Source organism: Kitasatospora albolonga, assembly GCF_039535905.1.
Taxonomy (GTDB): domain Bacteria; phylum Actinomycetota; class Actinomycetes; order Streptomycetales; family Streptomycetaceae; genus Kitasatospora; species Kitasatospora albolonga.
On record NZ_BAAAYB010000086.1, the window covers coordinates 24800 to 47603 of the forward strand.

Genomic DNA, 22804 nt, shown 5'->3' on the forward strand with positions numbered 1-22804 from the left:
AGCGGGGTCGTCGTCGGGGTGTCCGGTGCAGCGGGTGCCGCTGTACGGGGAGAGGTTCAAGCGGGATCCGTACCCGCTGTACCGGGAGCTGCGCGCGGCCGGCCCGGTGCATCCGGTGCGGTTCCCGTCGGGGGTGGCGGCCTGGCTGGTGACGGGGTACCGGGCCGCAGTGGAGACGCTCGGGGACGGGCGGTTGGGGAAGAACCACCGCCTGGGGAACGAGGGTTGGCGGAAGCTCGCGTCGATCATGCCGGAGCCGCAGCACTCCCGCCTCCAGGTGCACCTGCTCCACCAGGACCCGCCCCGGCACACCGCGATGCGCGGGCTGCTGGGGGAGGCCTTCGCGCCCCGCAGGGTTGAGGCCCTGCGGCCGAGGTTCCAGCGGATCGCGGACCGGCTGGTGGACGCGCTGCCGGAGCACGGCGGGGCGGACCTGGTGGCCGGGTTCGCGGCGCTGTTCCCGTTCCGGGTGCTGGCCGAAGTGATCGGGCTGCCGCGCGAGTTGGCGGAGCGCTTCGACCGGGACTGGGGGAAGGTGGTGCAGCCGGTCGGCCTGCAGGACCCGCGCCGGCCGGCCTACGAGCGCCGCCTGCGCGAGCTGGAGGGGTACATCGCCGAGGTGGTGGAGCGCTGCCGACGGCAGGAGGAGAGCGGGCTGCTGACGCGACTGGTGGCGGCATGCGACGCGGGCGAACTGACCCCGGCCGAGCTGGACTCGATGGTGTTCCAGCTCCTGGTGGCCGGCCAGGAGCCCGTCACCAACCAGATCAGCACGGCACTGGTGGCCCTGCTCCGCCACCCCCGCCAACTGGCCCGGTTGCGGGCCGAGCCGGACCTGCTGCCCCGGGCGGTGGAGGAACTGCTGCGCTACGACAGTGCGTTCGAGCTGACCACCTGGCGCTTCCTGGCCGTCGACGACGAGCTGCACGGCACCCGCGTCCCCGCCGGGGACTCGGTGATCGTCTCGCTCGCCGCCGCCAACCGCGACCCGGAGCGCTTCCCCGACCCCGACCGGCTCGACCTGGACCGGACGCCCAACCCGCACCTGGCCTTCGGCCACGGCATCCACTTCTGCCCCGGAGCCGCCCTCGCCCGGGCCGAACTCCAGATCGCCCTCGGCACCTTGGCCGGCCGCCTCCAGGGGCTGCGGCCGGCCGGCGAGCTCGACGCGCTCGCCTGGACACCCGCCGTACTGGCCCGGGGCGTGGACCGCCTGCCCGTGGCGTACGACCGTCGCTCCTGATCCAGCACCACCGCACCTACCGGAGAACCCTCTTGTCACGCGCCGCCGACGTTCTTGCCCTGCTGCTCCCCCACTGCCGGTCCACTCAGCGGGGGCGCCCGCTCACCACGGAGGACTTCCCGGAGCAGATAAGCCAGTTGGAGGGATTCGTGGCCGCCGGGGAGGAGATCACCTTCACCCTCCCCGGCTTCCCCTGCAAGTCACCCAGCCCCGAGAAGGTGCTCGGCCACCTGCCGGACGAGGGCGAGCGCCGCGCACTGGCCTTCCTGCACGGGCTCTGCGAGCGCGTCTCGACGGTGCACCCGCCCGGCGCCCGGCTGGTGGTCTGCTCCGACGGACACGTCTTCGGCGACCTGATCGGCGTGCCGGACGCCCATGTGGACTCCTACGCGGACGAGTTGGCCGCGATGATCCGTCAGGACGGCCTGCACCGTCTCACCCTCTTCGACCTGCGGGACGTGTACGGCGAGCGCACCCACGACCAGAAACGGGCCCTGGTGCACGAGCGCCACGCCCCGACCGTCGCCCGCCTCCGCGACGAACTCCGCGAGGACGAGCAGGCCTTGGCCCTCTACCGGGGGATCACCCGCTTCCTGGTGGAGGACGCGGCCGGCCGCTTCACCGGCACCCGCTCCGCCCTGCAGCGCGAGTGCCGCCGCCGCGCCTACGGGGTGATCCAGCGCAGCCGGGCCTGGGGCGAGCTGATAGCCGAGCAGCACCCCCGGGCCGTCCGGCTGTCGATCCATCCGCAGCCGCCCGGCTCGGCCAAGTTCGGCATCCACCTGCTGACGGCCGCGGACGGCTGGGCCACCCCCTGGCACGCCACGCCGCTGTACCGCGCCGACGGGCGCTGGGAGTTGGTGCGCCGGGCGGAGGCGGAGCGGCGCGGCCGGCTGGTCCTGCGGGACGGCCGCCCCAGCCACTACAGCGCCGCGTAGCCGGGGAACACCGGGGGCCCGATACCTGACGCCAGCAGGTACCGGGCCCTCGGTGCGTCCCGTCCCCGTCAGGGGCGGGCGGGCACCGCCGGTCGGCGGTGGTCGAAGGCGATCAGGGGATCGCCGGTGAGGGGGTGTTCGGTGACGGCGGCCCGGACGCCGAAGACCTCGGCCAGCAGGGCCGGGGTGAGCACCGAGCGCGGCGGCCCGGAGGCCACCACCGCCCCGTCCGCGAGGACGTGGAGGTGGTCGCAGACCGAGGCGGCGGCGTTGAGGTCGTGCAGGGCGACCAGGGCGGTGGTGCGCTGGGCGCGCAGCAGGGCGAGGAGTTCGACCTGGTGGCGGATGTCCAGGTGGTTGGTCGGCTCGTCGAGCACCAGGACGTCCGGCTGCTGGGCCAGGGCCCGGGCCAGCAGCACCCGTTGGCGCTCGCCGCCGGAGAGCTCCGCGAACCGCCGCCCGGCCTTCTCGGCCATGCCGACCTGCTCTAGCGAACGCGCGACCACCGCCCGGTCCTCGGCGCTGTCGGCGGCGAAGGACCGCTGGTACGGGATGCGTCCGGTCGCGACGATCTGCCGCACCGACAGCTCGAAGCCCTCGCCGCGCTCCTGGGGCAGCGCGGCCAGATGACGGGCGGACTCCGAGCGGCTCACGGCGGCCAGGTCGCGGCCGTCCAGCAGGACCCGTCCGGCCCTCGGGGCGAGGTGGCGGTAGACGACCCGCAGCAGCGTCGACTTGCCGCTGCCGTTGGGGCCGACCAGCCCGGTGACCCGGCCCGACTCGGCGATCAGGTGGACGCCGGCCAGGACGGAGCGCCCGGCCAGGGTGAGGTGCAGGTCCTCGACGGCGAGTCTCATCGGGCGGCCTCCGCCTGTCGGTCCAGCAGGTAGAGCAGGACGGGTGCGCCGAGCAGCGCCGTCACCACGCCGATCGGCAGCTCCTGCGCGTCCAGTGCGGTCCGCGCCAGGGTGTCCACGGCGGTCAGCAGGACGGCCCCGGTGAGGGCGGAGAGCGGCAGCAGGCGGCGGTGCTCACCGCCGACCAGCAGTCGGCAGAGGTGCGGCACCAGCAGCCCGACGAAGCCGATCGCCCCGGCGCTCGCCACCAGCACTCCGGTCAGCAGGCTGGCCGTGACGAAGAGTTCGCGGCGCACCCGGTCGGCGTCCACGCCCAGCCCGGCGGCGGTCTCGTCGCCGAGGGTGAGCGCGTTGAGGGCGCGGGCCCGGCCCTGGAGCACGACCGCACCCAGGGCCACCGCCACCACCGGCAGCGGGAGTTGCCCCCAGCTCGCACCGCTCAGGCTGCCCATCAGCCAGAACAGCACGCCCCGGGTCTGCTGCTCGTCGCCCGCCTGGAGCACCAGGTAGCTGCAGAGCCCGGCGAGGAACTGGCCGACGGCGATGCCGCAGAGCACCAGCCGCAGCGGGGCGAAGCCGCCGCCGCGGCGCGCCGCCAGCCAGACCAGCAGGAAGGCCCCGAGCGCACCCGCGAAGGCGGCGGCGGAGACGCCGTAGGTGCCGAGCGCCCCTCCCGCCCCGAGGCCCAGGACGATGGCGCCGACCGCGCCGAGCGAGGCCCCGGAGGAGATCCCCAGCAGGTAGGGGTCGGCCAGCGGGTTGCGGACCAGCGCCTGGACGGCGGCGCCGACCAACCCGAGTCCCGCCCCGACCGTCGCCGCCAACAGGGCGCGCGGGAACCGCAGTTGCCAGACGATCAGGTCGCGGGAGCCGGGGACCGGCGCCCGGCCGGTGAGCCGCCGCGCGGTCACCGACCAGACCTCGCCGGGCGGGACGTCCACGCTGCCGAGCCCGATGGCCAGGGTGAGCACCACCGCCAGGGCGAGGACCAGCGCCGCGGCCACTGCGGAGGGGCGCGGGCGGAACCCCTCCCGGGTGACGGCCGGGGCCGAAGTCACCATCTACGGACCGACCTTGACCAGGTCGGGGTGGAGCGTGCGGGCGATCTGCTGGACGGTGTCGGCGTTGCGGACACCGGCGATGGTGGTGACCTCGGAACCGATCCGCAGGAAGCGGCCCTCGCGGACGGCGGCCAGGCCCTGGGTGGCGGGGAAGGTGCGCAGGAACTGCTCGGCCTCCTCGTAGGCGTGGCGGTTCTCCTCCTCACCGCCCTTGTTGCGGATGCCCAGTTGGATCCAGTCGGGGTTGCGCGCGACCACCTCCTCCCAGCCGACCGGGCGGAACGAGGCGTCGCAGTCGGCGAAGACGTTGCGGGCACCGGCCAGGGTGATCACCGCGTTGGCCACCTGGCGGTTGCAGACCGCCATCGGCTGCTTGGTCCCGGCGTCGACGTCGAAGAAGAAGTAGGAGGGGCGCCGGTCGGCCGGCAGGGCGGCGAGCGCGGCGGTGACCCGGCCGGTCTTCTCGGCCATGGCGGCGGTCAGCCGACGGGCCCGGTCGGCGGTGCCGGTGACGGCACCGAGGCGCTCCACGTCGCGCTGGACCTCGGCCAGGTCGGTCCGAGGCGCCTTGCCCTGGGCCGCGCAGGCGGTGGAGAGCAGGAACACGTGCTTGATGCCGGCGGCGGCGAACTCCTGCTCGCTCGGCGCCGCGCCCGTCCCGCCGCCCATCGCCATCGGCCCGAAGGTGTCCACGTACAGGTCGGCGCCCGAGCCGAGCAGCTTCTCCTTGGCGATGCCCTGCTGCCCGAGGACCGGCACCCGCGCCCCCCGCTCGGCCAGCGCACCGGGCAGGTAGCCCTGGCCGGGCGGGTAGCCGGTGCCCACCACCCGCTCCCCCGCGCCGAGTTCGAGCAGCATCTCCAGGGCGGCGGCGTTGCTGGTGACGATCCGGGCGGGCGGGCCGTCGATGACCGTCTCGCGGCCCGCGCAGTCCGCGACCGGGACCGGGAAGCCCGCCGTGGCGGCCGGGGTCCCCGTGGACGGCGCCGGGGAGGGGGCGCCGCCTCCGGACGAGCACCCGGATATGAGCAGGGCCGCGGCGGCGGCCACGCCGGGCAGGACACGGGTACGCATGGATGGTTCTCCTGACGCGGGGTCACGGACCGGGCCGGTCTGCACGGTCCGGATCAGTGGTCGGCCCGCGCCCGCCCCGAGTTCCCGGACCGCGCGCCGTCGCCCCGGCCTGACCGCCCGCCACCGCCACCGCCCCGGCCGGGCCTCCAGGTGCGCAGGCGCAGGCTGTTGGCGACCACCAGCACCGAGCTGGCCGACATCGCGAGGGCGGCGAGCATCGGGTTGAGCAGGCCCAGGGCGGCGAGCGGCAGCAGCACCGCGTTGTAGCCGAAGGCCCAGAGGAGGTTGGCCCGGATCGCGCTGCGGGTCCGCCGGGCCAGCCGGACGGCGGTCACCAGGGTCTCCACGTCGCCCCGGACCAGGGTCAGCCCGGCCGCTCCGATCGCCGCGTCCGTGCCGGAGGCCAGCGCGATGCCGAGGTCGGCGGTGGCGAGCGCGGCCGCGTCGTTGACGCCGTCGCCGACCATCGCCACCGTCCTCCCGGCGGAGCGGAGTCGCCCGATCACCTCGGCCTTCCCGGCCGGGGTGGCGGCGGCGTGCACCGTGCGGATGCCCAGCTCCTCGGCAACCGCGCGGGCCGGTCCCGGCCGGTCGCCGGTCAGCAGGACCACGTCCAGCCCCAGCCCGCGCAGCCGGTGCACCGCCCGCCAACTGCCCGCCCGCAGCGCGTCGCCGACCGCGAGCACCGCCGCCGGGCGGCCGTCCAGCTCGACCAGCACGGAGGTGCGGCCCTCGGCGTCGGCCGCGGCCAGGGCGGCCGCCAGGGCGGGGTCCTCGACCTCCCGGTCCGGCCTGCCCATCCGGACCTCGCGCCCCTCCACCGTGCCCCGTACGCCGAGCCCGGCGGTGGCCAGAAAGCCCTCCACCGGCGGGAGTTCGCCACCGCCCCGCCGGGTCGCCTCCGCGACGGCGCGGGCCACCGGGTGTTCGGACCCGCGCCCGAGCGCCCCCGCCAGCCGCAGCACCCGCTCCGGGTCCACGCCCGGCGCCACCGCCACGCCGCCCAGGGTCATCCGGCCGGTGGTCAGGGTGCCGGTCTTGTCCAGCACCACGGTGTCCACCCGGCGCAGGCTCTCCAGCGCCTCGGGTCCGCGCACCAGGACGCCCAGTTCGGCCCCGCGCCCGGTGGCGGCCAGCAGTGCCGTCGGGACGGCCAGGCCGAGGGCGCACGGGCAGGCCACCACCAGCACCGAGACGGCGGCGGTGACCGCCGCCTGCGGCTCGGCCCCGGCGCCGAGCCAGAAGCCGAGCACGGCGACGGCGAGGGCCAGCACCACGGGCACGAACACCTCGGCCACCGCGTCCGCCAGACGCTGGGCCTTCGCCTTGCCGGTCTGCGCCTCGGCCACCAGGGCGGCGATCCGGGCCAGTTGGGTGTCCGCCCCGACGGCGGTGGCCCGCACCACCAGAAGCCCGCCGACGTTCAGCGCCGCCCCGGGCGCCTGGTCGCCGGGGCCCACCTCGACCGGAACGCTCTCGCCCGTCAGGACGCTCAGGTCGAGCGCGGATCCGCCCTCGACCACCACCCCGTCGGTGGCCACCCTTTCGCCCGGACGGACCGTGAACTCCTGCCCCGGGAGCAGCAGTTCGGCCGCCACGGTACGCTCGCCGCCGTCCGGTCCGCGCAGGCTGACCTCCCGGGCGCCCAGCGCCGCCAGGGCCCGCAGCGCGGCACCTCCGCGCCGCCGGGCACTCCCCTCCAGCAGCCGGCCGGCCAGCACGAACAGCGGGACGCCGACGGCGGCTTCGAGGTAGACGTGGGCGGCGCCGCCGCCGGCCCCGGCGGTCAGCGAGAACGGCATCCGCATCGCGGGATCGCCCGCCCCGCCCCACCCGAGCGCGTACACGGACCAGGCGAAGGAGGCGGTCACGCCCAGGCTCACCAGGGTGTCCATGGTGGCGGTGGCGTGCCGCAGCCCCTGCCAGGCCCTCCGGTGGAACCCGGCCGAACCCCAGGTGACCACCGGCAGCGCGAGCGCGAAGCAGAGCCACTGCCAGGCCGGGAACTGCCAGGAGGGCACCATCGACAGCAGCAGGACGGGCAGCGCGAGGACCGCCGTGACGGTCAGTCGGATCCGTTCGGCCCGGGCCTCGGGCGAGGCGGCCGAGGGCTCCTCGGCACGACGGCGCTCGCCGGCCGGGTCCACCAGGGAGGCGGTGTACCCGCCGGCCTCCACCGCCGCGACCAGCTCGGCCGGGGGCAGGCCTTCGGGATGGACGACGCGGGCCCGGCCGGTGGCGAGGTTGACGGCGGCGGTCACGCCCGGCAGCCGGGCCAGGCGCTTCTCCACCCGGCCGACACAGGCCCCGCAGGTCATCCCGCCCACGAGCAGGTCGGTCACCGTCTCGGGCCCGGCGGCCCGGGCTGACGGAGCACCGGACGAGAGGCCGCTCGGGGGAACGGCGCTCACCTGCCCGCCCCCGCCCCGCTGCCGGGCATGCCCGCGGTGTGGTCCATTCCGTCCATGCCGGGCATCCCGTCCATCCCGCCGTCCGTCGGCCCCGGGCCGCCGCCGGCGGGGCGCGGCCCCGGGGTGAGCGGGCCCGCCGCGTGGCCGGCGGCGAGGGCCCCGGTGAAGACCAGGGCGAGGAGCAGGGCGAAGCCCAGGAGGGCGGACCGTGGCCGGAGACCCGGCCCGACCGCTGTGGGGTTGGCGTTGGCGTTCACACCGGAGCAGTCGGGGCCGGGCCCGGCCGAGTTCCCGCGCCGTCGGGCCCGTTCACCGGGGCGGCGGATCGGACAGGCGGGCCGGACGGGCGGGCCGACGAGGCGTCAGACCCGGCCGCTGTACTCGAAGCCCGCCGTCTCGACGGCCGCCCGGACGGCCGCCTCGTCGAGTTCGGCCGCCGAGGCGACGGTGACCCGCTCGGCCTTGGCCTCCGCGGTGACGTCGCTGACGCCGGGGAGGGCGGCGAGCGCGGCGCTGACGGTCCGTTCGCAGTGGCCGCAGCTCATGCCCCCGACGGCGAGGACGGTGGTGACGGCGGCAGCGGTGGTGGACATGGCGGTGGCCTCCAGAGGGTTCGGGACCCGGTCGGTGGACCGGTCCGGTGGTCGTCAACGACAACGCACGCACGGGGGCGGGGGCACCGGGACACGCCGCCCGGTGCCCCCATCGTGTGGTTCCGGGAACCGCTCAGGCCGCGCAGCCGACGAGGTCCGCGCGGGCCGCCTCCGCGAGCTGGCGGACCAGCGCGGCGCGGGCCCGGTTCACCCGCGAGCGGACGGTGCCGATCGGACAGCCGGTCAGCCGGGCCGCCTCCTCGTACGGGAGGCCGCGCACGGCGGTGAGCACGAAGGCCTCCCGCCGCTCGGCGGGGAGCGCGGCCAGCAGTTCGGAGAGCGCCACGCCCTCCTCGAAGCCGGGCAGGTCGCAGTACTGGGCCCGCTCGACGGCGCCCTGCCAGTCGTCGGTGTCCAGCAGCCGGGGGCGGGCGGCGGCGAACCGGAAGCGGTCGACCACCGCCCGGCGGGCGATCGAGAGCAGCCAGGTCCGCGCCGAGGAGCGGCCCTCGAAGCGGGGCAGGCTGCGCAGTGCCCGGAGGAAGGTCTCCTGGGTGAGGTCGTCGGCAGCCTGGGGTTCGCCGCTCAGGTGGGCGACGTACCGCCAGACGTCCATCCGGGTGGCCCGGACGAACCGTTCGACGGCGGCCGGATCGCCCTCCCGGGCGGCCAGCGCCCAGCCGGTGACGGTGGCGTCGTCGGGGCCGGTGCGGCGGGCGGCCGCGCGCGGAAAGGTCGGTGACGGGGCGGTCGGTGACGAGGCGGAGGTGGGCAGGACAGGGTTCAACGCCGTGGGTCTTTCTCGGAGTCGGAAGCGGCACGGACGGCCGCAGGACCGGCCCGGGGGCACACGGGTGCACGGATGCGCGGATGCGCACGTCCACGGATGCGGAGGCGCACCGACGGGCGCGGCGCACGGGCACGCGGCAGCGGCGCCACGGCCCGTACGGGCGCGGCGTCGGCCGGGTGCGGCCCCGGGGTGACGGGCCGTCAGAGGACGGCGGTCCCGGGCGGCGGGCCCCGAGAGGTGATCGCGTGGACGAGCAGCAGCAGCCGCAGGCGCGGTGCCGGGGCCGGGCGGCGGCGCGGACGGGGCGGGGTCGCCGGGGCGAAGGCCCGGAGCAGGAGCAGCACGGGCGCGAACAGCCAGGCCGCGACGGTCCGGCCGAGGCGGAACACCGCGTGTTCCCCCGCCGCCAGCCAGAGGCCGAGCAGCAGGGCGGCCACCAGGTGGGCGGCGAGCATGCCGAAGCCCCCGCCGGTCATCTGGTGGGCGGCCGGGGCGGCCGCGGCGTGCAGGTGGCCACCCGCGAGGTGACCGGCGGCGTGGGCGTGGGTGCCCGCCGTCGCGGCCGGGACCACCAGGGCGGCGAGTCCGTCGACCGGCGGGCCGAGCGCGTCCAGGTCCAGCCCGGCGTCCTCGACCAGCCGGACGGCCTCGCCGGGCGAGAGCGGGTGGCCGTTGCAGAGCAGCAGCCGCGCCCACTGCACGGCCGTCCCGTCGGCCCCGGCGGCCACCGCCCCCCGGTCGGTGGCCTGGCCGAGCGAGAAGAGCAGGTGCAGCGCGGCCTGCACGCCGACCGTGAGTCCGGTGACCAGCAGCGGCCCGCGTTCCCGACGGGCCGTCAGCCAGCCGAGCACCCCGACCGCCCCGAAGGCGGCGGCGAGCACCCACCCGGGGACGGTGTCCCCGGACATCAGCACGTGGCCGGCCGCGCCGAGCAGCACGCAGGCGGCGGCGAACACCGCAGCCCGCCCCGCTCGTACGACTCGTCCCGACTCCATGGCCGACTCATCGTCGCACCCTTCACCCCCGTCCGGAGCCCTCGCCCCGGGGGTACCGACGCTCCGTCAGCCCGTTCGGAGCACGTGACGGGCGTCACCCCGGCCGTTCGGGAACCGGCGGCCCCCGCCGTCCGACTCCTGAGTGGGCATCAGCTGTGCGTCCGCCCGGCACGGTCCGCCCGACCTGCGGGAACGCCCCTCGGTCGACAGGCCGGCGGACCGCCCCCGACCCCGGTGTGAGAAGCGCCACGGGACGGCGCCCGAGAGGTGGTCAGACCAGCCACTCGCCGTCGCGCATCAGTTCGCGACCCGAGAGCTCGTCCGCCTCCCGCCAGGCCTGGATGCGGCGCGGGGTGATCCGGAACCAGCGGTACCGGGTGGCCGAGGCGGCCGGGTCGAACCCGGTGCGGGCGGCGAAGCGTTCCCGCTCCGGCACTGGCAGGGCGTCCATCTCCAGGTGCTCGACCGCACCCTCGATCATCGTGACGTCCCTGGTCGGGCCGAGCGCCAGCCGGGTGGTTCCGGAGGCGGCGAGGTTCCGCCCGGTCGGGCTCCCGGCCGGGGTGGCCACCAGCAGGGCCGTTCCGTCCCAGTCGAAGGAGAGCGGCACCAGGTACGGGACGCCGTCCGGGGAGGCGCTGGCCAGCCAGAGGTCCACGTCGGCGGTCAGCCGGCGCTCGGTGTCGCTGCGGCGCTGCGCACCCGTACGGGGACCCGTCGGAGCAGCGGCATCGGCAGCATCAGCGGTCACAGTGGTATCGGTGGTATCAGTGGTCATGGTCACAGCCTCCCGCCGGAGGCCCGTCCGCGCCGCCGAATTCCGGATTCCACCACGACACCTGACCCTCCGTCGGCTTCAGCCGCCCGAGGCAACCGCCGGCCCCGCCCCCGGCGCGCCCGCCCCGCCACCGCCGGAGGCCGCCGCACAGTGGTCGGGTGAGCGACGCGGCGCAGGCGCAGCCCCCGGGAGCGGACACGGCGGCGGAGGGCGAGGAGCCCCGGGCCGGCTGGTTCGAGCTGTTCTTCGACCTGGTCTTCGTGGTGACGGTCAGCGTGCTGGCCCACGGACTGCACGGGGACCCGGGGCCGGGGGACTTCGCGGAGTTCCTGGTGCTGTTCTTCCCGGCCTGGTGGGCCTGGGCCAACCTGACCGTCACCGTCAACCTCTTCGGCTCCGGCAGCCCGCGCATCCAGGCCATGCTGCTGGCCGCGATGCCCGCCCTCGGGCTGATGGCGGCGGCCTCCCCCGAGGGCCTGCACGAACGGGCCTGGGCCTACGCCCTGGGCGCCGCCTGGGTGCGGCTGGTGCTCTTCCTGATCTGGTGGGGCCACGCCCGGGCCACCGACAACCCGCTGCCGCTCTGGCGGCCGGTGCTCTACTGCCTGGTGCCCGCCGCGCTCTGGGCGGTCTCGGCCGCACTGCCCTCCACCGCGCGGTTCGTGCTCTGGGGCGTGGCGATCGTGCTGGAGGTGGTGCTGCTGGCGGTCCGCACCGGCCTCGGCACCGGGCCCTACGACCGGCTCTCGGTGGAGCTGCTGGTCGAGCGGATCGGCCTGTTCGTGGTGATCGTGCTCGGCGAGAGCGTCTTCACGGTGGTGGTGGCCCTGGAGGAGCACTTCGTGCTCGCGGCCGGGGTCACCGCGCTGCTCGCCTTCGTGGTGGTCGCCGAGCTGGCCATGATCTTCTTCACCTGGGGCACCGAGAACGCCGCGCAGGGCCTGACCCGGGCTCAGAGCGGCCACGCCACCCGGGCCATGCGGGACACCGTGATGTACCTGCCGTTCGTCCTGGTCTCCGGCATCACCGTGATCGCCGCCGCCCTGGGCACCGCCGTCGCCGAGCCCGACCACGCGCTGCCGCCCGGCTCCCGCTGGGCGCTCTGCGGCGGGGTGCTCGCCTTCTACACCGCCAACGCCGCCATCTCGATGCGCTACGGCGACGGCATCCGCCGCGTCCTCGGCTGGTACCTGCCCTGCCTGGGCCTCACCGGCTGCCTGCTCCTGCCGGCCTCGATCCTGCTGCCGGGCTGGGCGGCGGTGGCCTGCGCGGCCGGCCTGGTCTTCCTGCTGGCCAAGCTCTCCCGGCGCCACGTCCGGACCCACCGGCGCGGCTAGGGGCTGTCTCCTTGATGGGGTCGGATCAGGCCGCGTCGTCGGGGTGCGTGCCTCGGCGGCGCCGAGGAGGGAGTCCATGCGGAGCATCGGCGACCGACGAGAAGCCGGCGAAGGGCCCCTCCTGCCCGTCGCCGGGCAAGGAGGGCGCGTGCCCCGGCGGCGCGGACCCGGCCCCATCAAGGAGACAGCCCCTAGGGGCGCGCCCCCGCCGTGACGAACGCCTCCGCACTCGCGGCGGGCTTCTTGTCGTTGGGGCCGATGATCACGTCGATCCAGAACAGCGAGGCCAGCACGCACCAGACGGTGAGCACCACCTTGGCCGCCACGTGCAGGCAGCGGGAGTCCCAGAGCCAGATCGCGGCGACCGGCGGCAGGAACACCAGGGCACCCGCGCGCAGCAGTCGGTCGGTGGTGCTGCGGGGCGCGGCGGGCTGGTCGTACGGGTTCACGGCTGGTCCATCGTTCACGTGTGCGGGGGTAGCGGGGGCAGACGCGAACCGTACACGAACCGGTCTCCGATCCGGCATTCTCTGACCCGCCGTCAGGCCGTCCGCCGCAGCCCTCCTATCCTGCGCGGATGAACAGAGCGATCGAACTGGTGGTCTTCGACTGCGACGGCGTCCTGGTGGACAGCGAGCGGATCGCCGTCCGGGTGAACGTCGAGCTCGGGGCCGAACTCGGCTGGCCGCTCACCGAGCAGGAGGTGGTGGAGCGCTTCATCGGGCGCTCCTCCGCCTCGATCGCCGAGCAGTGGGCCGAGCGGCTGGGGCCGGAGGCCGGGCCGCTGTGGAGGAAGCTGTTCGCCGAACGGCACGCGGCGGCGGTCGACACCGGACTGCTCCCGGTGGACGGGATCGCCGAGGCGCTCGCCGGGCTCACCCTGCCGAGCTGCGTGGCCTCCAGCGGGGAGCACGCCAAGATGCGGCACACCCTCGGCCGCACCGGCCTGTACCCGTACTTCGAGGGCCGGATCTTCAGCGCCACCGAGGTCGCCCACGGCAAGCCCGCCCCCGACCTCTTCCTGCACGCGGCCCGGCGCTCCGGCGTCGACCCCGCCGCCTGCGTGGTGGTCGAGGACAGCCGCTACGGCGTGCAGGCGGCCCGGGCGGCGGGGATGCGCTCGCTCGGCTACGCGGGCGGCCTGACCCCGGCAGCCTGGCTGGAGGGCCCGGGCACCACGGTCTTCACCGACATGCGGGACCTCCCGGCCCTGGTCGCCTCGCTCTGACCGCGGACGCCCGCCTCAGAGCCCCGGCAGCGAGTCCTGCTCCCCCGGTACCACCCTGGTGCCCTCCTCCGGCCCCCGGCAGCCCGGGCCCAGGCGCAGGATGCGGGACTCCGGGTCGTGCAGCGGACGGCCGCAGCGGCGGCAGCGGAGCACCGGCGGCTCGGCGGCGGCGCCGGCCGGCGCGGGGATCAGGGCGGACTCCTCGGACTGCATCGGGCCAGTCTGACGGACCGTCCGTCCCCGGACCACCGCCGGGGGCCGCCTCCCCGGACCACCGCCCACCGGCTGCCCACCGGCTGCCCGGGTGACAAGACGTTTCCGCTGCGCCCGGCGGGCCGTTGGGAAGGGCATGACGAAGACGTGGAAGATCCTCATCGCCCTCCTGGTCGCCCTCGGCCTCGGCGGCCTCCTGGCCGCCGCTGCGGCGGCCCGCGAATGATCCGCGGACGGCGGCCGTCCGCCGCCCGGTGATCACAACTCCCGGGCGGTGGACGGTGGTTCGGGCCGGTCAGACCCCGACGGGCGTGCGTTCGGGACCGGCCCCGGCCGCTGCGGGCACCGCGCCCGGCGCCGCGTCCGGCACCGACTCCGGCTCGCCGTCCGTGTCCTCGGGGTCGGCGTTGAGCTCGGTGAGCATCTGCGCGGTGAAGCCGAAGAAGTAGGTGGCGAGGAAGCCGACCAGGTAGCCGGTGAGCAGCCCGCCGGCGTAGACGGCGACGGTGGTGGCCAGGCTGCCCTCGCCCTGGAGGAGCGGGAAGAGCGCCCAGCCGGAGGGGCCGATGGCGGTCGAACCGACCGTGGTGCCCAGCTGGTTGAAGAGTCCGACGAAGGCGCCGCCGGCCGCGCCGCCGACACAGGCGGTGACGAAGGGGCGGCCGAGCGGGAGGGAGACCCCGTAGATCAGCGGCTCGCCGACGCCCAGGAAGCCGGCCGGGAGGGCGGACTTGATGGTGGCGCGGATCGAGCGGTTGCGGCGCAGGCGGTGGTAGACCGCCACCGCGCAGCCGACCTGGCCCGCCCCGGCCATCGCCAGGATGGGGAGCAGCACGGTGTAGCCCTGCTGCTCGATCAGGGTGGTGTGGATCGGGATCAGCGCCTGGTGCAGGCCGAGCATCACCAGCGGGAGGAAGAGCCCGCCGAGGACCAGTCCGGCGAAGGCGCCGCCGCTGGCCAGCAGCCAGGTGGCGAACGACCCGATGGCGGTGGAGACCTCACCGGCCAGGAACATCAGGCCGTAGAGCGTGACCAGGCCGGTGAGCAGCACGGTCAGGGTCGGGGTGACCAGGACGTCCAGTGCCTCGGGCACCCAGCGGCGGCACCACTTCTCGATGTACACGGCGAGCAGGGCGGCGCCCAGCGCCCCGAGCACCCCGCCCTGGCCGGGCGAGAGCGTCTCACCGAAGACGGTGACCTTGGCGACGCCGGCGAAGACGATGACGGAGGCGACCGCGCCGCCGAGGATCGGTGTGCCGCCGAACTCCTTGGCGGTGTTGTAGCCGACGAAGACGGCGATCAGCGACATGAAGCCGGAGGCGATCGCACCCAGGGCCGGCACCAGGGCCGGGGCCCAACCGAGGTTGGCCAACAGGCCGTTGAGGCCGGCCACGATGCCGCAGCCGATCAGGGCGGGGATCAGCGGCACGAAGATGTTGGCGATCCGGCGGAGCATCAGCTTCACCGGGGTGGCGTTCTTCGCCTTCTGCGCCGCCTTGATCTCGGCGCCCCGGTCGGCGAGCTGCTCGGCGCTCTGCGCCTTGGGAGCGGCGTCCACGAGCTTCTGCAGCTCGGGGGTGACCTTGGCGACGGTGCCCGGGCCGAGCACGATCTGGTAGGTGTCGTCCTCGACGGTGCCCATCACGGCCGGGAGCGCCTTGAGTTCGGCCTCCTGGACCAGGGAGCGGTCACGCAGCCCCAGGCGCAGTCGGGTCATGCAGTGGGCGATGGAGGTGATGTTGCCGGGGCCTCCGACCAGCGGAAGTATCGCGGCGGCGGTGGCGCGGTTCTTGTCGTCCGTCATGGTGCTTCTACCTTGCTGAAAGGGGGTGTTGAGGTGGGTCGGGGTCAGACCGCGAGCAGCGCTGCGCGCAGGTGGCCGTGGTGTTCGTCGAGGAGGCGGGCGGCGGTGGGGCCGTCGACGTCGGCGAGGACCACCAGGATGGCGTTCTTGACCTCGCCGTCGGTGGCGGTCAGGGCGGCCTCGACGGTGGCGTCGTCGGCGCCGGTGGCCTGGGCGACGATCCGGCGGCAGCGGGCGCGGAGCTTCTCGTTGGAGGCCCGCACGTCCACCATCAGGTTCCCGTAGGTCTTGCCGAGCCGGATCATGGTCACGGTGGAGAGCAGGTTGAGCACCAGCTTCTGGGCCGTACCGGACTTCAACCGGGTGGAGCCACTGAGGAATTCGGGGCCGACCTCCACCTCGACGGGGTGTTCGGCGGCCGCTCCGAGCGCGGAGTCGGCGTTGCAGGAGAGCCCGATGGTGAGCGCGCCCAGGCGGCGGGCGTACGCGACGGCGCCCACCGCGTAGGGGGTGCGGCCGGAGGCCGAGATGCCGACCACCACGTCGTCGGGGGTCAACTCCAGGGCGGCCAGGTCGGCTTCGGCGAGCTCCACGCTGTCCTCTGCGCCCTCGACGGCGGTGACCATGGCCTGGCGGCCGCCGGCGATCAGGCCGACCACCTGGCCGGGACCGGTGTTGAAGGTGGGCGGGCACTCGCTGGCGTCCAGGACACCCATCCGCCCGGCCGTCCCGGCTCCCGCGTAGACCAGCCGGCCGCCCCGGGCCATCCGTCCGGCGGTGGCGTCGATCGCCGCGGCGATCTCCGGAAGCCGGCGGGCCACCGCCTCCGCGACGGTGCGGTCCTCGCCGTTCATCAGGGTGACGATCTCCAGGGTGGAGAGCCGGTCGATCTCGGCCAGTTCGGGGCGGAACGCCTCGGTGGCCAAGGTCTCCAGCTGGGCGCGGAGTTCGGCGTACGGGGCAGGGGTCGCGGCGGTCCCGGCGGCGGTGGCGGGCTGACTGGTCATCAGGGGCGGCCTTTCTTCGGGGAGGCGTGGCCGTGGCGGGGCGCCAGGGCCTGGTAGGTGGCGGCCAGGGCGGGGGCCGCGGTGGCGTAGGTGCGCTGGACGACCCCGATGCAGAGGCAGTCCACGACGAAGAGCTGGCTGAGCCGGGAGGCCATCGCGGCGGGCCGCAGCGAGGTCTCGTAGCCGCTGCTGGTGGCCAGCACCAGATCGGCGGCCAGGGCCACCGGCGAGTCGGGGCGGGCGGTGAGCGCGATGGTGAAGGCGCCGTTCCCGGCGGCGCGGCGCAGCGGCTCCACGACGTCCTGGGTGGAGCCGGAGTCGGAGACGGCGATGGCCACGTCCCCCGGGCGCAGCTGCACGGCGGTGGTGAGCGCGAGGTGCGGGTCCAGGTGGGCCTGGGCGATCAGGCCGATCCGCTGGAGCTTCTGCATCAGGTCCTGCGCCACCAGACCGGAGGCGCCGATGCCGTAGACCTCGGTGCGGCGGGCGGCGGCCACGGCCGTCACGGCCCGCTCCAGCCGCGCCGGATCGAGGAGTTCCACGGTGTCGGCCAGCGTACGGCGCCCGTCGCGGGCCAGCTTGGCGATCACCTCGGCGGGCGGGTCGTCCACCGTGATGTCCCCGGTCACCGCCGGCCCGCCGGCCGGGCGCCGGGCCGCGTCCTCGGCCAGCGCCAGCCGCAGGTCGCGGTAGCCGGGGTAGCCGAGCAGGCGCGCGGTGCGGACCACGGTGGCCTCGCTGGTTCCGGTGCGCCCGGCCAGCTCGGTGACGCTGAGGCGGGCGCACCCGGCCGGGTCCGCCGCCACGGCCGCGGCGACCCGGCCCATGGCCGGGGTCATCTCCGCCTGCCGCTCACTGATCCGGGCCGCCAGCGGGCGGGGGAAAGTTTCCTTCTCCGATGCGCTCACATCTGAAGGATATTTTCATCCCCGCCCGCCCACACCGTCCGAAGGTCACCAACCCGCCCGGGACCTTGGACCCGGGGCCTCAGCCGAGGGTGACCGGCTGGGTGCGGTAGCCGCGCAGGACCAGGCGGTCGGTGCGGGTGCGCGGCCCGGCCGGGGCCAGCCGGGGGAAGCGGCGCAGCAGCTCGGGCATCGCCAGCGCGGCCTCCTGGCGGGCGAGTTGGGCGCCGAGGCAGAAGTGGGCGCCGGCGCCGAAGCTGAGCGGCTGGCTGTCGGTGCGGTACGGGTCGAAGCGGTCCGGCTCGGCGTAGCGGGACGGGTCCCGGTTGGCCGCACCGATCAGCAGGAAGAGGGCCGTCCCGTACGGGGTGGGCACGCCGCCGGCGGTCAGCTCGTCGCTGAGCGAGATCCGCGAGGTGAGCTGCACGGGCGAGTCGAAGCGCAGCACCTCGTCCACGAAGGAGGCCGGGGCGAGGGCGCCGGTGCGCAGCGCCTCGCGCTCGGCGGGGTGGTCGAAGAGCAGGGCAAGGCCGTTGCCCAGCAGGTTGGTGGTGGTCTCGAACCCGGCCACCAGGAGCAGCACCAGATTGGCCAGCAGCTCCCGCCCGGATATCCGGCCCGGGTCCTCGGCGGCCACCTGGACCAGCGCGCTGACCAGGTCGTCGGTCGGCTCCTTGGCCCGACGGTCGGCCAACTCGGTGAAGTAGCCGGACAGTTCGTCCGCAGCCTGGTCGGCGGCGGTCAGCTCCTCCTCGGAGACCAGCAGCTCCAGTGCCGCCGTCAGGTCGGAGGCCAGCGGCCGGAAGCGGTAGCGGTCCTCCTCCGGCACGCCCAGCAGCTCGCAGATCACCCCCACCGGCAGCCGGAAGGCGAAGGCGTCCATGAAGTCGACCGGGTCCCCGCCCGCCCCCGCCTCGGCCAGCTCGTCCAGCAGCCCCGTCACCGCGGCCCGGACGGCCGGCTCCAGGGCGGCCACCCGGCGGGCCGTGAAGACCGAGGCGATCAGGGAGCGCATCCGGCTGTGGTGCGGGGCGTTGGTCTCCAGGATCGAGCGGCTGAACAGGGTCTTGGAGCTGTGGTCGAGGAAGCCCTCCTCCCAGCGCTCGCGCAGCACCGCGTCCGGCACGTGGAAGGCCGTGGAGCGCAGCACCTGGTTGACCTCGCGGTGGCCGCAGACCAGCACCGCGTTCTCGCCCGCGGCGGCGGCCGGCCCGAGGCCGTGGGCCATCCGGTAGAGCGGGTACGGATCGGCCCGCCCCTCCAGGCCCATCAGTTCGCCGATGATCTGTTCGCCGTCCATGGACGTCCCTCCCCCGGTTCGACCGTCTGTACGGCTCAACCGGCGGCCGCGTCGGCGAGTTCCCGGGGCGCGGCGGGCCGCTCGGTATGTTGGGGGGATGGAGATCTGGATCAACCCGCGCTGCACCAAGTGCCGCGTCGCCATCAGTGAGCTGGACGCCGCCGGGGCGGAGTACACCGTCCGCCGGTACCTGGAGGACCCGCCGAGCGCGGCCGAGTTGGAGCAGGTGCTGGAGCGGCTGTCGCTGGAGCCGTGGGACATCACCCGGACCGACGAGGCGGTGGCCAAGGAGCTCGGCATGAAGCAGTGGGGCCGCACCCCGGCGGACCGGTCCGCCTGGATCGCGGCGATGGCGGAGCACCCGATCCTGATCCAGCGGCCGATCATCACCGCGGACGACGGCCACGCGGTGGTCGCCCGCTCCCCCGAAGCCCTGGCCTCCGTCGTACCGAGGTGATGCCTCCGGGGGCGCGAGGCTCTGCTGATGTGCGGCTCCGCCGCGTGGGCGCGCCGTGGAAAGGCAGCACGTGCAACTGGCTGACGGCGGTTCAGTTGCCGGTGAGCCGCCTTCCGATTCGCGCAGTTCCTCGCGCCCCTGGGGTAACCACTAGCGTCGGCGGATCTCCCGTACCGGTGCACCGGGTTGCCAGATGCGGATGCGGAGTTCGTCGCCGTCGACCTCGGTGAGGACGACGGAGGTGGGGTGGAGGCGGAAGGCGTGGAAGGGGCCGGGGGCGGCCTCGGGGAGGTCGGCGAGGTAGGCGGTGAGCTCGGCCTCGTCGGTGATCTCGTGGGCGGTGCCGGAGACCTTGGCGTCGCCGCCGGCCATGCTGGAGTCGCCGGGGTGGCTGTGCAGGGCGAAGCGCCCGTCCCGCTGGAGGTCGAGGGCCTTCACCGCGCCGTACATCGAACCGATCGTCAGATCGGCTCCGCCGAACCGCACTTCGGTCCCGCTCACCCGGGGCGCCCCGTCCTTGCGGAGGGTCGCCAGCACGTGGTGCCGGTTGGCCTCGAAGCGGGCCCGGACCGCCGGCGCCAGGTCGGGCGCCTCCTGCTCGAAATCCTGCCAGGTCGTCATGGTCGACAGTGTCCCAACGCCCGGCGGACGCTCCGGCCTGCGACACTGCCCGCATGACAGAGAGCTACGTCGCCTTCCTCCGGGCGGTCAACGTCGGCGGCCGGACGGTGAAGATGGAGCGGCTGCGCGCGCTCTTCGCCGAGCTGGGCCTGGCCGACGTCCGCACCTACATCCAGAGCGGGAACGTCTTCTTCACCACCGGGAGGACCGACCGCGCCGCCCTCACCCGCCGGATCGAGCGGCACCTGGAGGACGAACTGGGCTTCGCCGTCCCGGTGATGCTGCGCACCGTGGACGAGGTGGCGGCCGTCGTCGAGGCCGATCCCTTCGCCGCCGTGGAGGTGACGCCGGACGTCCGGCTGTGCGTGGTCTTCCTCTCCGAGCCGCTCCCGGAGGACCTGGAGTTCCCGGTCCGGGACCCCAAGGGCGGCTGGGAGATCCTCTCCGCCACCCCGGGTGCCGCCTTCACCGTCTTCCACCTGAAGAACGGGCGGCTTTCCGGAGATCCGGCCAAGTCCTTCCCCAAGTCCTACGCAGGCCAGGGCACTTCCCGCTTCTTCCACACCACGGTCAAGATCCTGGCGGCCGCCCGGAAGGATCAGGCCTGACGGCGCAGGACGGCGGTGGCGATCTCCAGGAAGCCCGCCACCAGCTCGGAACGGTCGTCCACCGGTGCGGCCAGGCAGGTCTCGACCGGCGGGTGGTCGGTGACCGGCAGGACGACCAGCTCGGGGCGGACGTAGGAGGCGGCGACGCTGACCGGGATCAGGGCGACGCCCTGGCCCGAGGCGATGAGTTCGAACTTCTCCTCCAGCGAGGCGGTCCGCCGGGCCTTCGCGTCCAGCACCGGTTCACCGTCCAGGTCGGCCAGGGTGAGGGACCGGCGGCCCGCCAGCCGGTGCGCGGCGGGGAGGCAGGCGACCTTGGTCTCCACGCCGATCGGGACGGTCCGCAGACCGGTGTCGTCGAACGGACGGCGCAGGTGGCCGACCTGGGCGCGGCCGTCGCGCAGCGGGGCGTCGCGTTCGGCCCAGGGCAGCGGCAGGACGTCGACCGCCACCTCCGGGTGTCGCGCCGTGAACTCCCGGATCGCCTCCGAGACCCGCAGGCCGGCCGAGAAGCCGACCACCAGCCGGTGCTCCCCCCGGGCGGCCTCCGCGACCCGGCGCAGGGCCCGGTCCACCGTGGCGCCGATCCGCCGGGCCTCCTCGTACAACTGCCGCCCGGCCGCGGTCGGTTCCACGCTCCGGGTGGTCCGGTCGAACAGCCGCTGTCCCAACTCCTGCTCCAGTGCGCGGATCTGACGGCTGAGCACGGGCTGGGCGATGTGCAGCTCCCGTGCCGCCCGGCCGAACCCCCCGTGCTCCACGACCGCACGGAAGTACCGGAGCTTGCGCAGGTCGAGATCCATACCCGCACGGTATCAACGGGCTCCAAAGGGTATTGGACGCACCGCCCCGGCCGTTCGGAGACTGGGGCCATGAACGACACAGGACAGCAGACCGCACTGATCGTCGGCGCCTCCCGCACCATCGGCCTCGGGATCGCCGCCGAGTACCTCCGCCGCGGCTGGGAGGTGATCGGCACGGTGCGCGGCGAGCACCGCACCGGCCTGCACGAGCTCGCCGGGACGGCCGGCGGGCGGCTCACCGTCGAGGAGCTGGAGATGACCGACCAGGGGCAACTCGCCGCCCTGCGCGACCGCCTGACCGCGGCCGGCCGCTCCCTGGACCTGCTCTTCGTCAACGCCGCCGTCGCCCGCGGCGACCTGCCGATCGGCGAGGTGCCGACGGAGATGTTCACCGAGGTCATGGTGGTCAACGCACTGAGCCCGATGCGGGTCGTGGACGTCCTCGGCCCGCTGGTGCGGCCCACCGGGACCGTCGGCGTGATGTCCTCCGACCAGGGCAGCGTCTCGCGCAACACCAGGGGCGGTCAGGACCTCTACCGGGCCAGCAAGTCCGCGCTCAACCAGCTGATGCGCTGTCACGCCGCCCGGCACGCCGACGACCCGAGGACCTTCCTGCTGATGGACCCGGGCTGGGTGCGGACGGAGCTGGGCGGGCCGGGGGCCGAGCTGAGCGTGGAGGAGAGCGTGCCGGGCGTGGTGGAGACGGTCGAACGCCACCGCGGCGCGCGGGGGCTGCGCTTCCTGGACCACCTCGGCGAGACCGTCCCCTGGTGAGCCGCGGGCCTCAGTGCGGGAACTGCCGGGGCGGCCGCTGGGCGGGCAGCTCGTCGCGGAACTCCTCGATCACGGTGCTGATCTGACGCATCAGCACGGTGCGTTCGATCCGGTCGAGGTAGCGGTTGCGGGCGGCCAGGGCCTCCACCGTGACGGTGAAGTACATCGACATCAGCGGGTTCACGAAGAGCGCGGTCCCGTTGGTGCGGTCGGTGAAGCGGACGTCGCCGAACTCGCCGCGCAGGGCGGCCGCGACCGAGCCCTGGACGATGCTGGGGTGCTCGGGGAAGGCGGCCCTGGCGTGCTCGACGGCGTCCAGGTAGAGCTGCCCGGAGCGGCTCTGCCGGGTGAGGGAGAAGGCGCCGAGGTAGCCGCCGTCGCGGTCCAGGGCGGCCAGGTTCTCCAGCACCAGGGAGTGGTTGACGCCGTGGTAGGCGTCGACGCCGAAGCCCAGGCAGGCCACCAGCCGGGTCGCCACCTCGGGCATCCCGGCCACCGCGGCGAGGCTGGCCATGTCCTCCTCGGGGGTGCCGAGGCCGGCCTCGTCGCCGCACATCAGGATGTCGGTGCCCCCGTCCACCAGCACGATCGCGTCGATCTCCAGGTGCCGCACCAGGGCCCGGTACGCGGCGCGCAGCGGCTTGACCCCGACGGAGCCGAAGGCCCAGACGGTGTCCGGGAGTCCGTGCAGCCGCAGCCAGCGGGCCAGCGTGCGCTCGGGGAAGTACCGTTCCGCCGAGGCGGTGTCCGGGGTGATCCGGGCCAGTTCGGGCTCCAGCCAGACCTCGCCGGGCAGGCCGTAGAGGTGGCTGAACGAGAGGCTCGCCAGGTGCACCTCGTGCCCGGCCTCGCGCAGCTCCAGCGCGAGCGGCAGCCCGGCGTAGACGTCGAAGCCACCCCCGGCCCCGGCCACCAGCACCCGCCGGGCATCCTTCAGACGGCTCATCAGCAACGGCTCGAACGACATCCGCGCATCGTAAGCCACCGCGCCGCAGGACCGAGGAGAG

The 22804-nt window shown here is 74.9% G+C and carries 25 protein-coding genes; 7 read left to right on the forward strand and 18 right to left on the reverse strand.

Features of this window, described 5'->3' with window-relative positions; genetic code table 11:
• The first annotated feature begins 25 nt into the window (after positions 1–25).
• Positions 26–1243: a cytochrome P450 family protein gene (locus tag ABD946_RS21160; protein ID WP_345285852.1), complete on the forward strand. Its 1218-nt coding sequence runs from the start codon at positions 26–28 to the stop codon at positions 1241–1243.
• A 137-nt stretch (positions 1244–1380) separates the two neighbouring features.
• Positions 1381–2181: an L-tyrosine/L-tryptophan isonitrile synthase family protein gene (locus ABD946_RS21165; protein ID WP_345285854.1), complete on the forward strand. Its 801-nt coding sequence runs from the start codon at positions 1381–1383 to the stop codon at positions 2179–2181.
• A 68-nt stretch (positions 2182–2249) separates the two neighbouring features.
• Here ABD946_RS21165 and ABD946_RS21170 read toward each other — a convergent pair whose 3' ends face one another.
• The 9 genes from ABD946_RS21170 to ABD946_RS21210 all read right to left on the reverse strand — a co-directional run bounded on the left by ABD946_RS21170 (position 2250) and on the right by ABD946_RS21210 (position 10740).
• Entirely contained in the window at positions 2250–3038 is a 789-nt protein-coding gene (locus ABD946_RS21170) for an ABC transporter ATP-binding protein (RefSeq protein WP_345285856.1), read from the reverse strand.
• Positions 3035–4099 (reverse strand): FecCD family ABC transporter permease, encoded by a 1065-nt coding sequence (locus ABD946_RS21175; RefSeq protein ID WP_345285858.1) that lies wholly within the window; start codon positions 4097–4099, stop codon positions 3035–3037. The genes ABD946_RS21170 and ABD946_RS21175 overlap by 4 nt, the downstream gene beginning before the upstream one ends.
• Positions 4100–5173 (reverse strand): ABC transporter substrate-binding protein, encoded by a 1074-nt coding sequence (locus tag ABD946_RS21180; protein ID WP_345285860.1) that lies wholly within the window; start codon positions 5171–5173, stop codon positions 4100–4102.
• 53 nt (positions 5174–5226) lie between these two features.
• Positions 5227–7491, reverse strand: coding sequence for a heavy metal translocating P-type ATPase (locus tag ABD946_RS21185; RefSeq protein ID WP_345285946.1), 2265 nt, complete (start codon positions 7489–7491; stop codon positions 5227–5229).
• Positions 7492–7580: 89 nt separating this feature from the next.
• A complete protein-coding gene (locus ABD946_RS21190) occupies positions 7581–7841 on the reverse strand; it encodes a hypothetical protein (RefSeq protein WP_345285862.1) in 261 nt (86 codons plus the stop codon).
• A gap of 105 nt (positions 7842–7946) precedes the next feature.
• Entirely contained in the window at positions 7947–8177 is a 231-nt protein-coding gene (locus tag ABD946_RS21195; RefSeq protein WP_345285864.1) for a heavy-metal-associated domain-containing protein, read from the reverse strand.
• A gap of 133 nt (positions 8178–8310) precedes the next feature.
• Positions 8311–8964, reverse strand: coding sequence for a sigma-70 family RNA polymerase sigma factor (locus ABD946_RS21200; RefSeq protein ID WP_380150184.1), 654 nt, complete (start codon positions 8962–8964; stop codon positions 8311–8313).
• Positions 8965–9167: 203 nt separating this feature from the next.
• Positions 9168–9962: a hypothetical protein gene (locus ABD946_RS21205; RefSeq protein ID WP_345285866.1), complete on the reverse strand. Its 795-nt coding sequence runs from the start codon at positions 9960–9962 to the stop codon at positions 9168–9170.
• A gap of 271 nt (positions 9963–10233) precedes the next feature.
• A complete protein-coding gene (locus ABD946_RS21210; RefSeq protein WP_425558672.1) occupies positions 10234–10740 on the reverse strand; it encodes a pyridoxamine 5'-phosphate oxidase family protein in 507 nt (168 codons plus the stop codon).
• A gap of 158 nt (positions 10741–10898) precedes the next feature.
• Between ABD946_RS21210 and ABD946_RS21215 the strand changes: the two genes are divergently transcribed.
• Positions 10899–12077 (forward strand): low temperature requirement protein A, encoded by a 1179-nt coding sequence (locus ABD946_RS21215; protein WP_345285870.1) that lies wholly within the window; start codon positions 10899–10901, stop codon positions 12075–12077.
• A gap of 191 nt (positions 12078–12268) precedes the next feature.
• Here ABD946_RS21215 and ABD946_RS21220 read toward each other — a convergent pair whose 3' ends face one another.
• Entirely contained in the window at positions 12269–12544 is a 276-nt protein-coding gene (locus ABD946_RS21220; protein ID WP_345285872.1) for a hypothetical protein, read from the reverse strand.
• A gap of 110 nt (positions 12545–12654) precedes the next feature.
• Here ABD946_RS21220 and ABD946_RS21225 point away from each other — a divergent pair, with 110 nt between their 5' ends.
• Positions 12655–13305 (forward strand): HAD family hydrolase, encoded by a 651-nt coding sequence (locus ABD946_RS21225; protein ID WP_345285874.1) that lies wholly within the window; start codon positions 12655–12657, stop codon positions 13303–13305.
• A 15-nt stretch (positions 13306–13320) separates the two neighbouring features.
• Here the strand turns inward: ABD946_RS21225 and ABD946_RS21230 are convergent, their stop codons facing one another.
• From ABD946_RS21230 to ABD946_RS21250, 5 genes are all read right to left on the reverse strand, one after another.
• Positions 13321–13518 (reverse strand): DUF6011 domain-containing protein, encoded by a 198-nt coding sequence (locus ABD946_RS21230; protein ID WP_345285876.1) that lies wholly within the window; start codon positions 13516–13518, stop codon positions 13321–13323.
• 295 nt (positions 13519–13813) lie between these two features.
• The gene (locus ABD946_RS21235; RefSeq protein ID WP_345285878.1) at positions 13814–15322 is read right to left on the reverse strand and encodes a PTS transporter subunit EIIC; all 1509 of its coding nucleotides are present in this window, start codon (positions 15320–15322) and stop codon (positions 13814–13816) included.
• Between the two features lie 44 nt (positions 15323–15366).
• Positions 15367–16329 carry an N-acetylmuramic acid 6-phosphate etherase gene (murQ, locus tag ABD946_RS21240; RefSeq protein ID WP_345285880.1) on the reverse strand — a complete coding sequence of 321 codons (963 nt, stop codon included), beginning with the start codon at positions 16327–16329 and terminating at the stop codon, positions 15367–15369.
• The gene (locus ABD946_RS21245; protein ID WP_380150183.1) at positions 16329–17237 is read right to left on the reverse strand and encodes a MurR/RpiR family transcriptional regulator; all 909 of its coding nucleotides are present in this window, start codon (positions 17235–17237) and stop codon (positions 16329–16331) included. Before ABD946_RS21245 ends, murQ begins: the two co-directional genes overlap by 1 nt.
• Before the next feature lie 79 nt (positions 17238–17316).
• Positions 17317–18534, reverse strand: a complete 1218-nt coding sequence (locus tag ABD946_RS21250; protein ID WP_345285882.1) for a cytochrome P450 — start codon at positions 18532–18534, stop codon at positions 17317–17319.
• Positions 18535–18631: 97 nt separating this feature from the next.
• Here ABD946_RS21250 and ABD946_RS21255 point away from each other — a divergent pair, with 97 nt between their 5' ends.
• A complete protein-coding gene (locus tag ABD946_RS21255; RefSeq protein ID WP_345285884.1) occupies positions 18632–18991 on the forward strand; it encodes an arsenate reductase family protein in 360 nt (119 codons plus the stop codon).
• A 150-nt stretch (positions 18992–19141) separates the two neighbouring features.
• On the opposite strand, the gene ABD946_RS21260 is transcribed toward ABD946_RS21255, so the two are convergent.
• On the reverse strand, positions 19142–19612 hold the full coding sequence (locus ABD946_RS21260) for a pyridoxamine 5'-phosphate oxidase family protein (protein WP_345285886.1): 471 nt from the start codon (positions 19610–19612) through the stop codon (positions 19142–19144).
• Positions 19613–19665: 53 nt separating this feature from the next.
• On the opposite strand from ABD946_RS21260, the gene ABD946_RS21265 reads away from it, so the two are divergent.
• Positions 19666–20220 carry a DUF1697 domain-containing protein gene (locus ABD946_RS21265; protein ID WP_345285888.1) on the forward strand — a complete coding sequence of 185 codons (555 nt, stop codon included), beginning with the start codon at positions 19666–19668 and terminating at the stop codon, positions 20218–20220.
• On the opposite strand, the gene ABD946_RS21270 is transcribed toward ABD946_RS21265, so the two are convergent.
• A complete protein-coding gene (locus ABD946_RS21270; protein WP_345285890.1) occupies positions 20211–21023 on the reverse strand; it encodes a LysR family transcriptional regulator in 813 nt (270 codons plus the stop codon). The two genes, ABD946_RS21265 and ABD946_RS21270, sit on opposite strands and share 10 nt — an antisense overlap.
• A 69-nt stretch (positions 21024–21092) precedes the next feature.
• Between ABD946_RS21270 and ABD946_RS21275 the strand changes: the two genes are divergently transcribed.
• The gene (locus ABD946_RS21275) at positions 21093–21797 is read left to right on the forward strand and encodes an SDR family oxidoreductase (protein WP_345285892.1); all 705 of its coding nucleotides are present in this window, start codon (positions 21093–21095) and stop codon (positions 21795–21797) included.
• A gap of 10 nt (positions 21798–21807) precedes the next feature.
• Here ABD946_RS21275 and ABD946_RS21280 read toward each other — a convergent pair whose 3' ends face one another.
• Positions 21808–22764 carry a DUF1152 domain-containing protein gene (locus ABD946_RS21280; RefSeq protein WP_345285894.1) on the reverse strand — a complete coding sequence of 319 codons (957 nt, stop codon included), beginning with the start codon at positions 22762–22764 and terminating at the stop codon, positions 21808–21810.
• Between the last annotated feature and the right edge of the window lie 40 nt (positions 22765–22804).

Bases quoted from the DNA above. Each gene is read 5' to 3' on its own strand.
- ABD946_RS21170 (WP_345285856.1), bottom strand. From the start codon at position 3,038: ATGAGACTCGCCGTCGAGGACCTGCACCTCACCCTGGCCGGGCGCTCC.
- ABD946_RS21175 (WP_345285858.1), bottom strand. From the start codon at position 4,099: ATGGTGACTTCGGCCCCGGCCGTCACCCGGGAGGGGTTCCGCCCGCGC.
- ABD946_RS21180 (WP_345285860.1), bottom strand. From the start codon at position 5,173: ATGCGTACCCGTGTCCTGCCCGGCGTGGCCGCCGCCGCGGCCCTGCTC.
- ABD946_RS21185 (WP_345285946.1), bottom strand. From the start codon at position 7,491: ATGACCTGCGGGGCCTGTGTCGGCCGGGTGGAGAAGCGCCTGGCCCGG.
- ABD946_RS21195 (WP_345285864.1), bottom strand. From the start codon at position 8,177: ATGTCCACCACCGCTGCCGCCGTCACCACCGTCCTCGCCGTCGGGGGC.
- ABD946_RS21205 (WP_345285866.1), bottom strand. From the start codon at position 9,962: ATGGAGTCGGGACGAGTCGTACGAGCGGGGCGGGCTGCGGTGTTCGCC.
- ABD946_RS21210 (WP_425558672.1), bottom strand. From the start codon at position 10,740: ATGACCACTGATACCACCGATACCACTGTGACCGCTGATGCTGCCGAT.
- ABD946_RS21225 (WP_345285874.1), top strand. From the start codon at position 12,655: ATGAACAGAGCGATCGAACTGGTGGTCTTCGACTGCGACGGCGTCCTG.
- ABD946_RS21230 (WP_345285876.1), bottom strand. From the start codon at position 13,518: ATGCAGTCCGAGGAGTCCGCCCTGATCCCCGCGCCGGCCGGCGCCGCC.
- ABD946_RS21235 (WP_345285878.1), bottom strand. From the start codon at position 15,322: ATGACGGACGACAAGAACCGCGCCACCGCCGCCGCGATACTTCCGCTG.
- murQ (WP_345285880.1), bottom strand. From the start codon at position 16,329: ATGACCAGTCAGCCCGCCACCGCCGCCGGGACCGCCGCGACCCCTGCC.
- ABD946_RS21250 (WP_345285882.1), bottom strand. From the start codon at position 18,534: ATGGACGGCGAACAGATCATCGGCGAACTGATGGGCCTGGAGGGGCGG.
- ABD946_RS21255 (WP_345285884.1), top strand. From the start codon at position 18,632: ATGGAGATCTGGATCAACCCGCGCTGCACCAAGTGCCGCGTCGCCATC.
- ABD946_RS21260 (WP_345285886.1), bottom strand. From the start codon at position 19,612: ATGACGACCTGGCAGGATTTCGAGCAGGAGGCGCCCGACCTGGCGCCG.
- ABD946_RS21265 (WP_345285888.1), top strand. From the start codon at position 19,666: ATGACAGAGAGCTACGTCGCCTTCCTCCGGGCGGTCAACGTCGGCGGC.
- ABD946_RS21270 (WP_345285890.1), bottom strand. From the start codon at position 21,023: ATGGATCTCGACCTGCGCAAGCTCCGGTACTTCCGTGCGGTCGTGGAG.
- ABD946_RS21275 (WP_345285892.1), top strand. From the start codon at position 21,093: ATGAACGACACAGGACAGCAGACCGCACTGATCGTCGGCGCCTCCCGC.
- ABD946_RS21280 (WP_345285894.1), bottom strand. From the start codon at position 22,764: ATGTCGTTCGAGCCGTTGCTGATGAGCCGTCTGAAGGATGCCCGGCGG.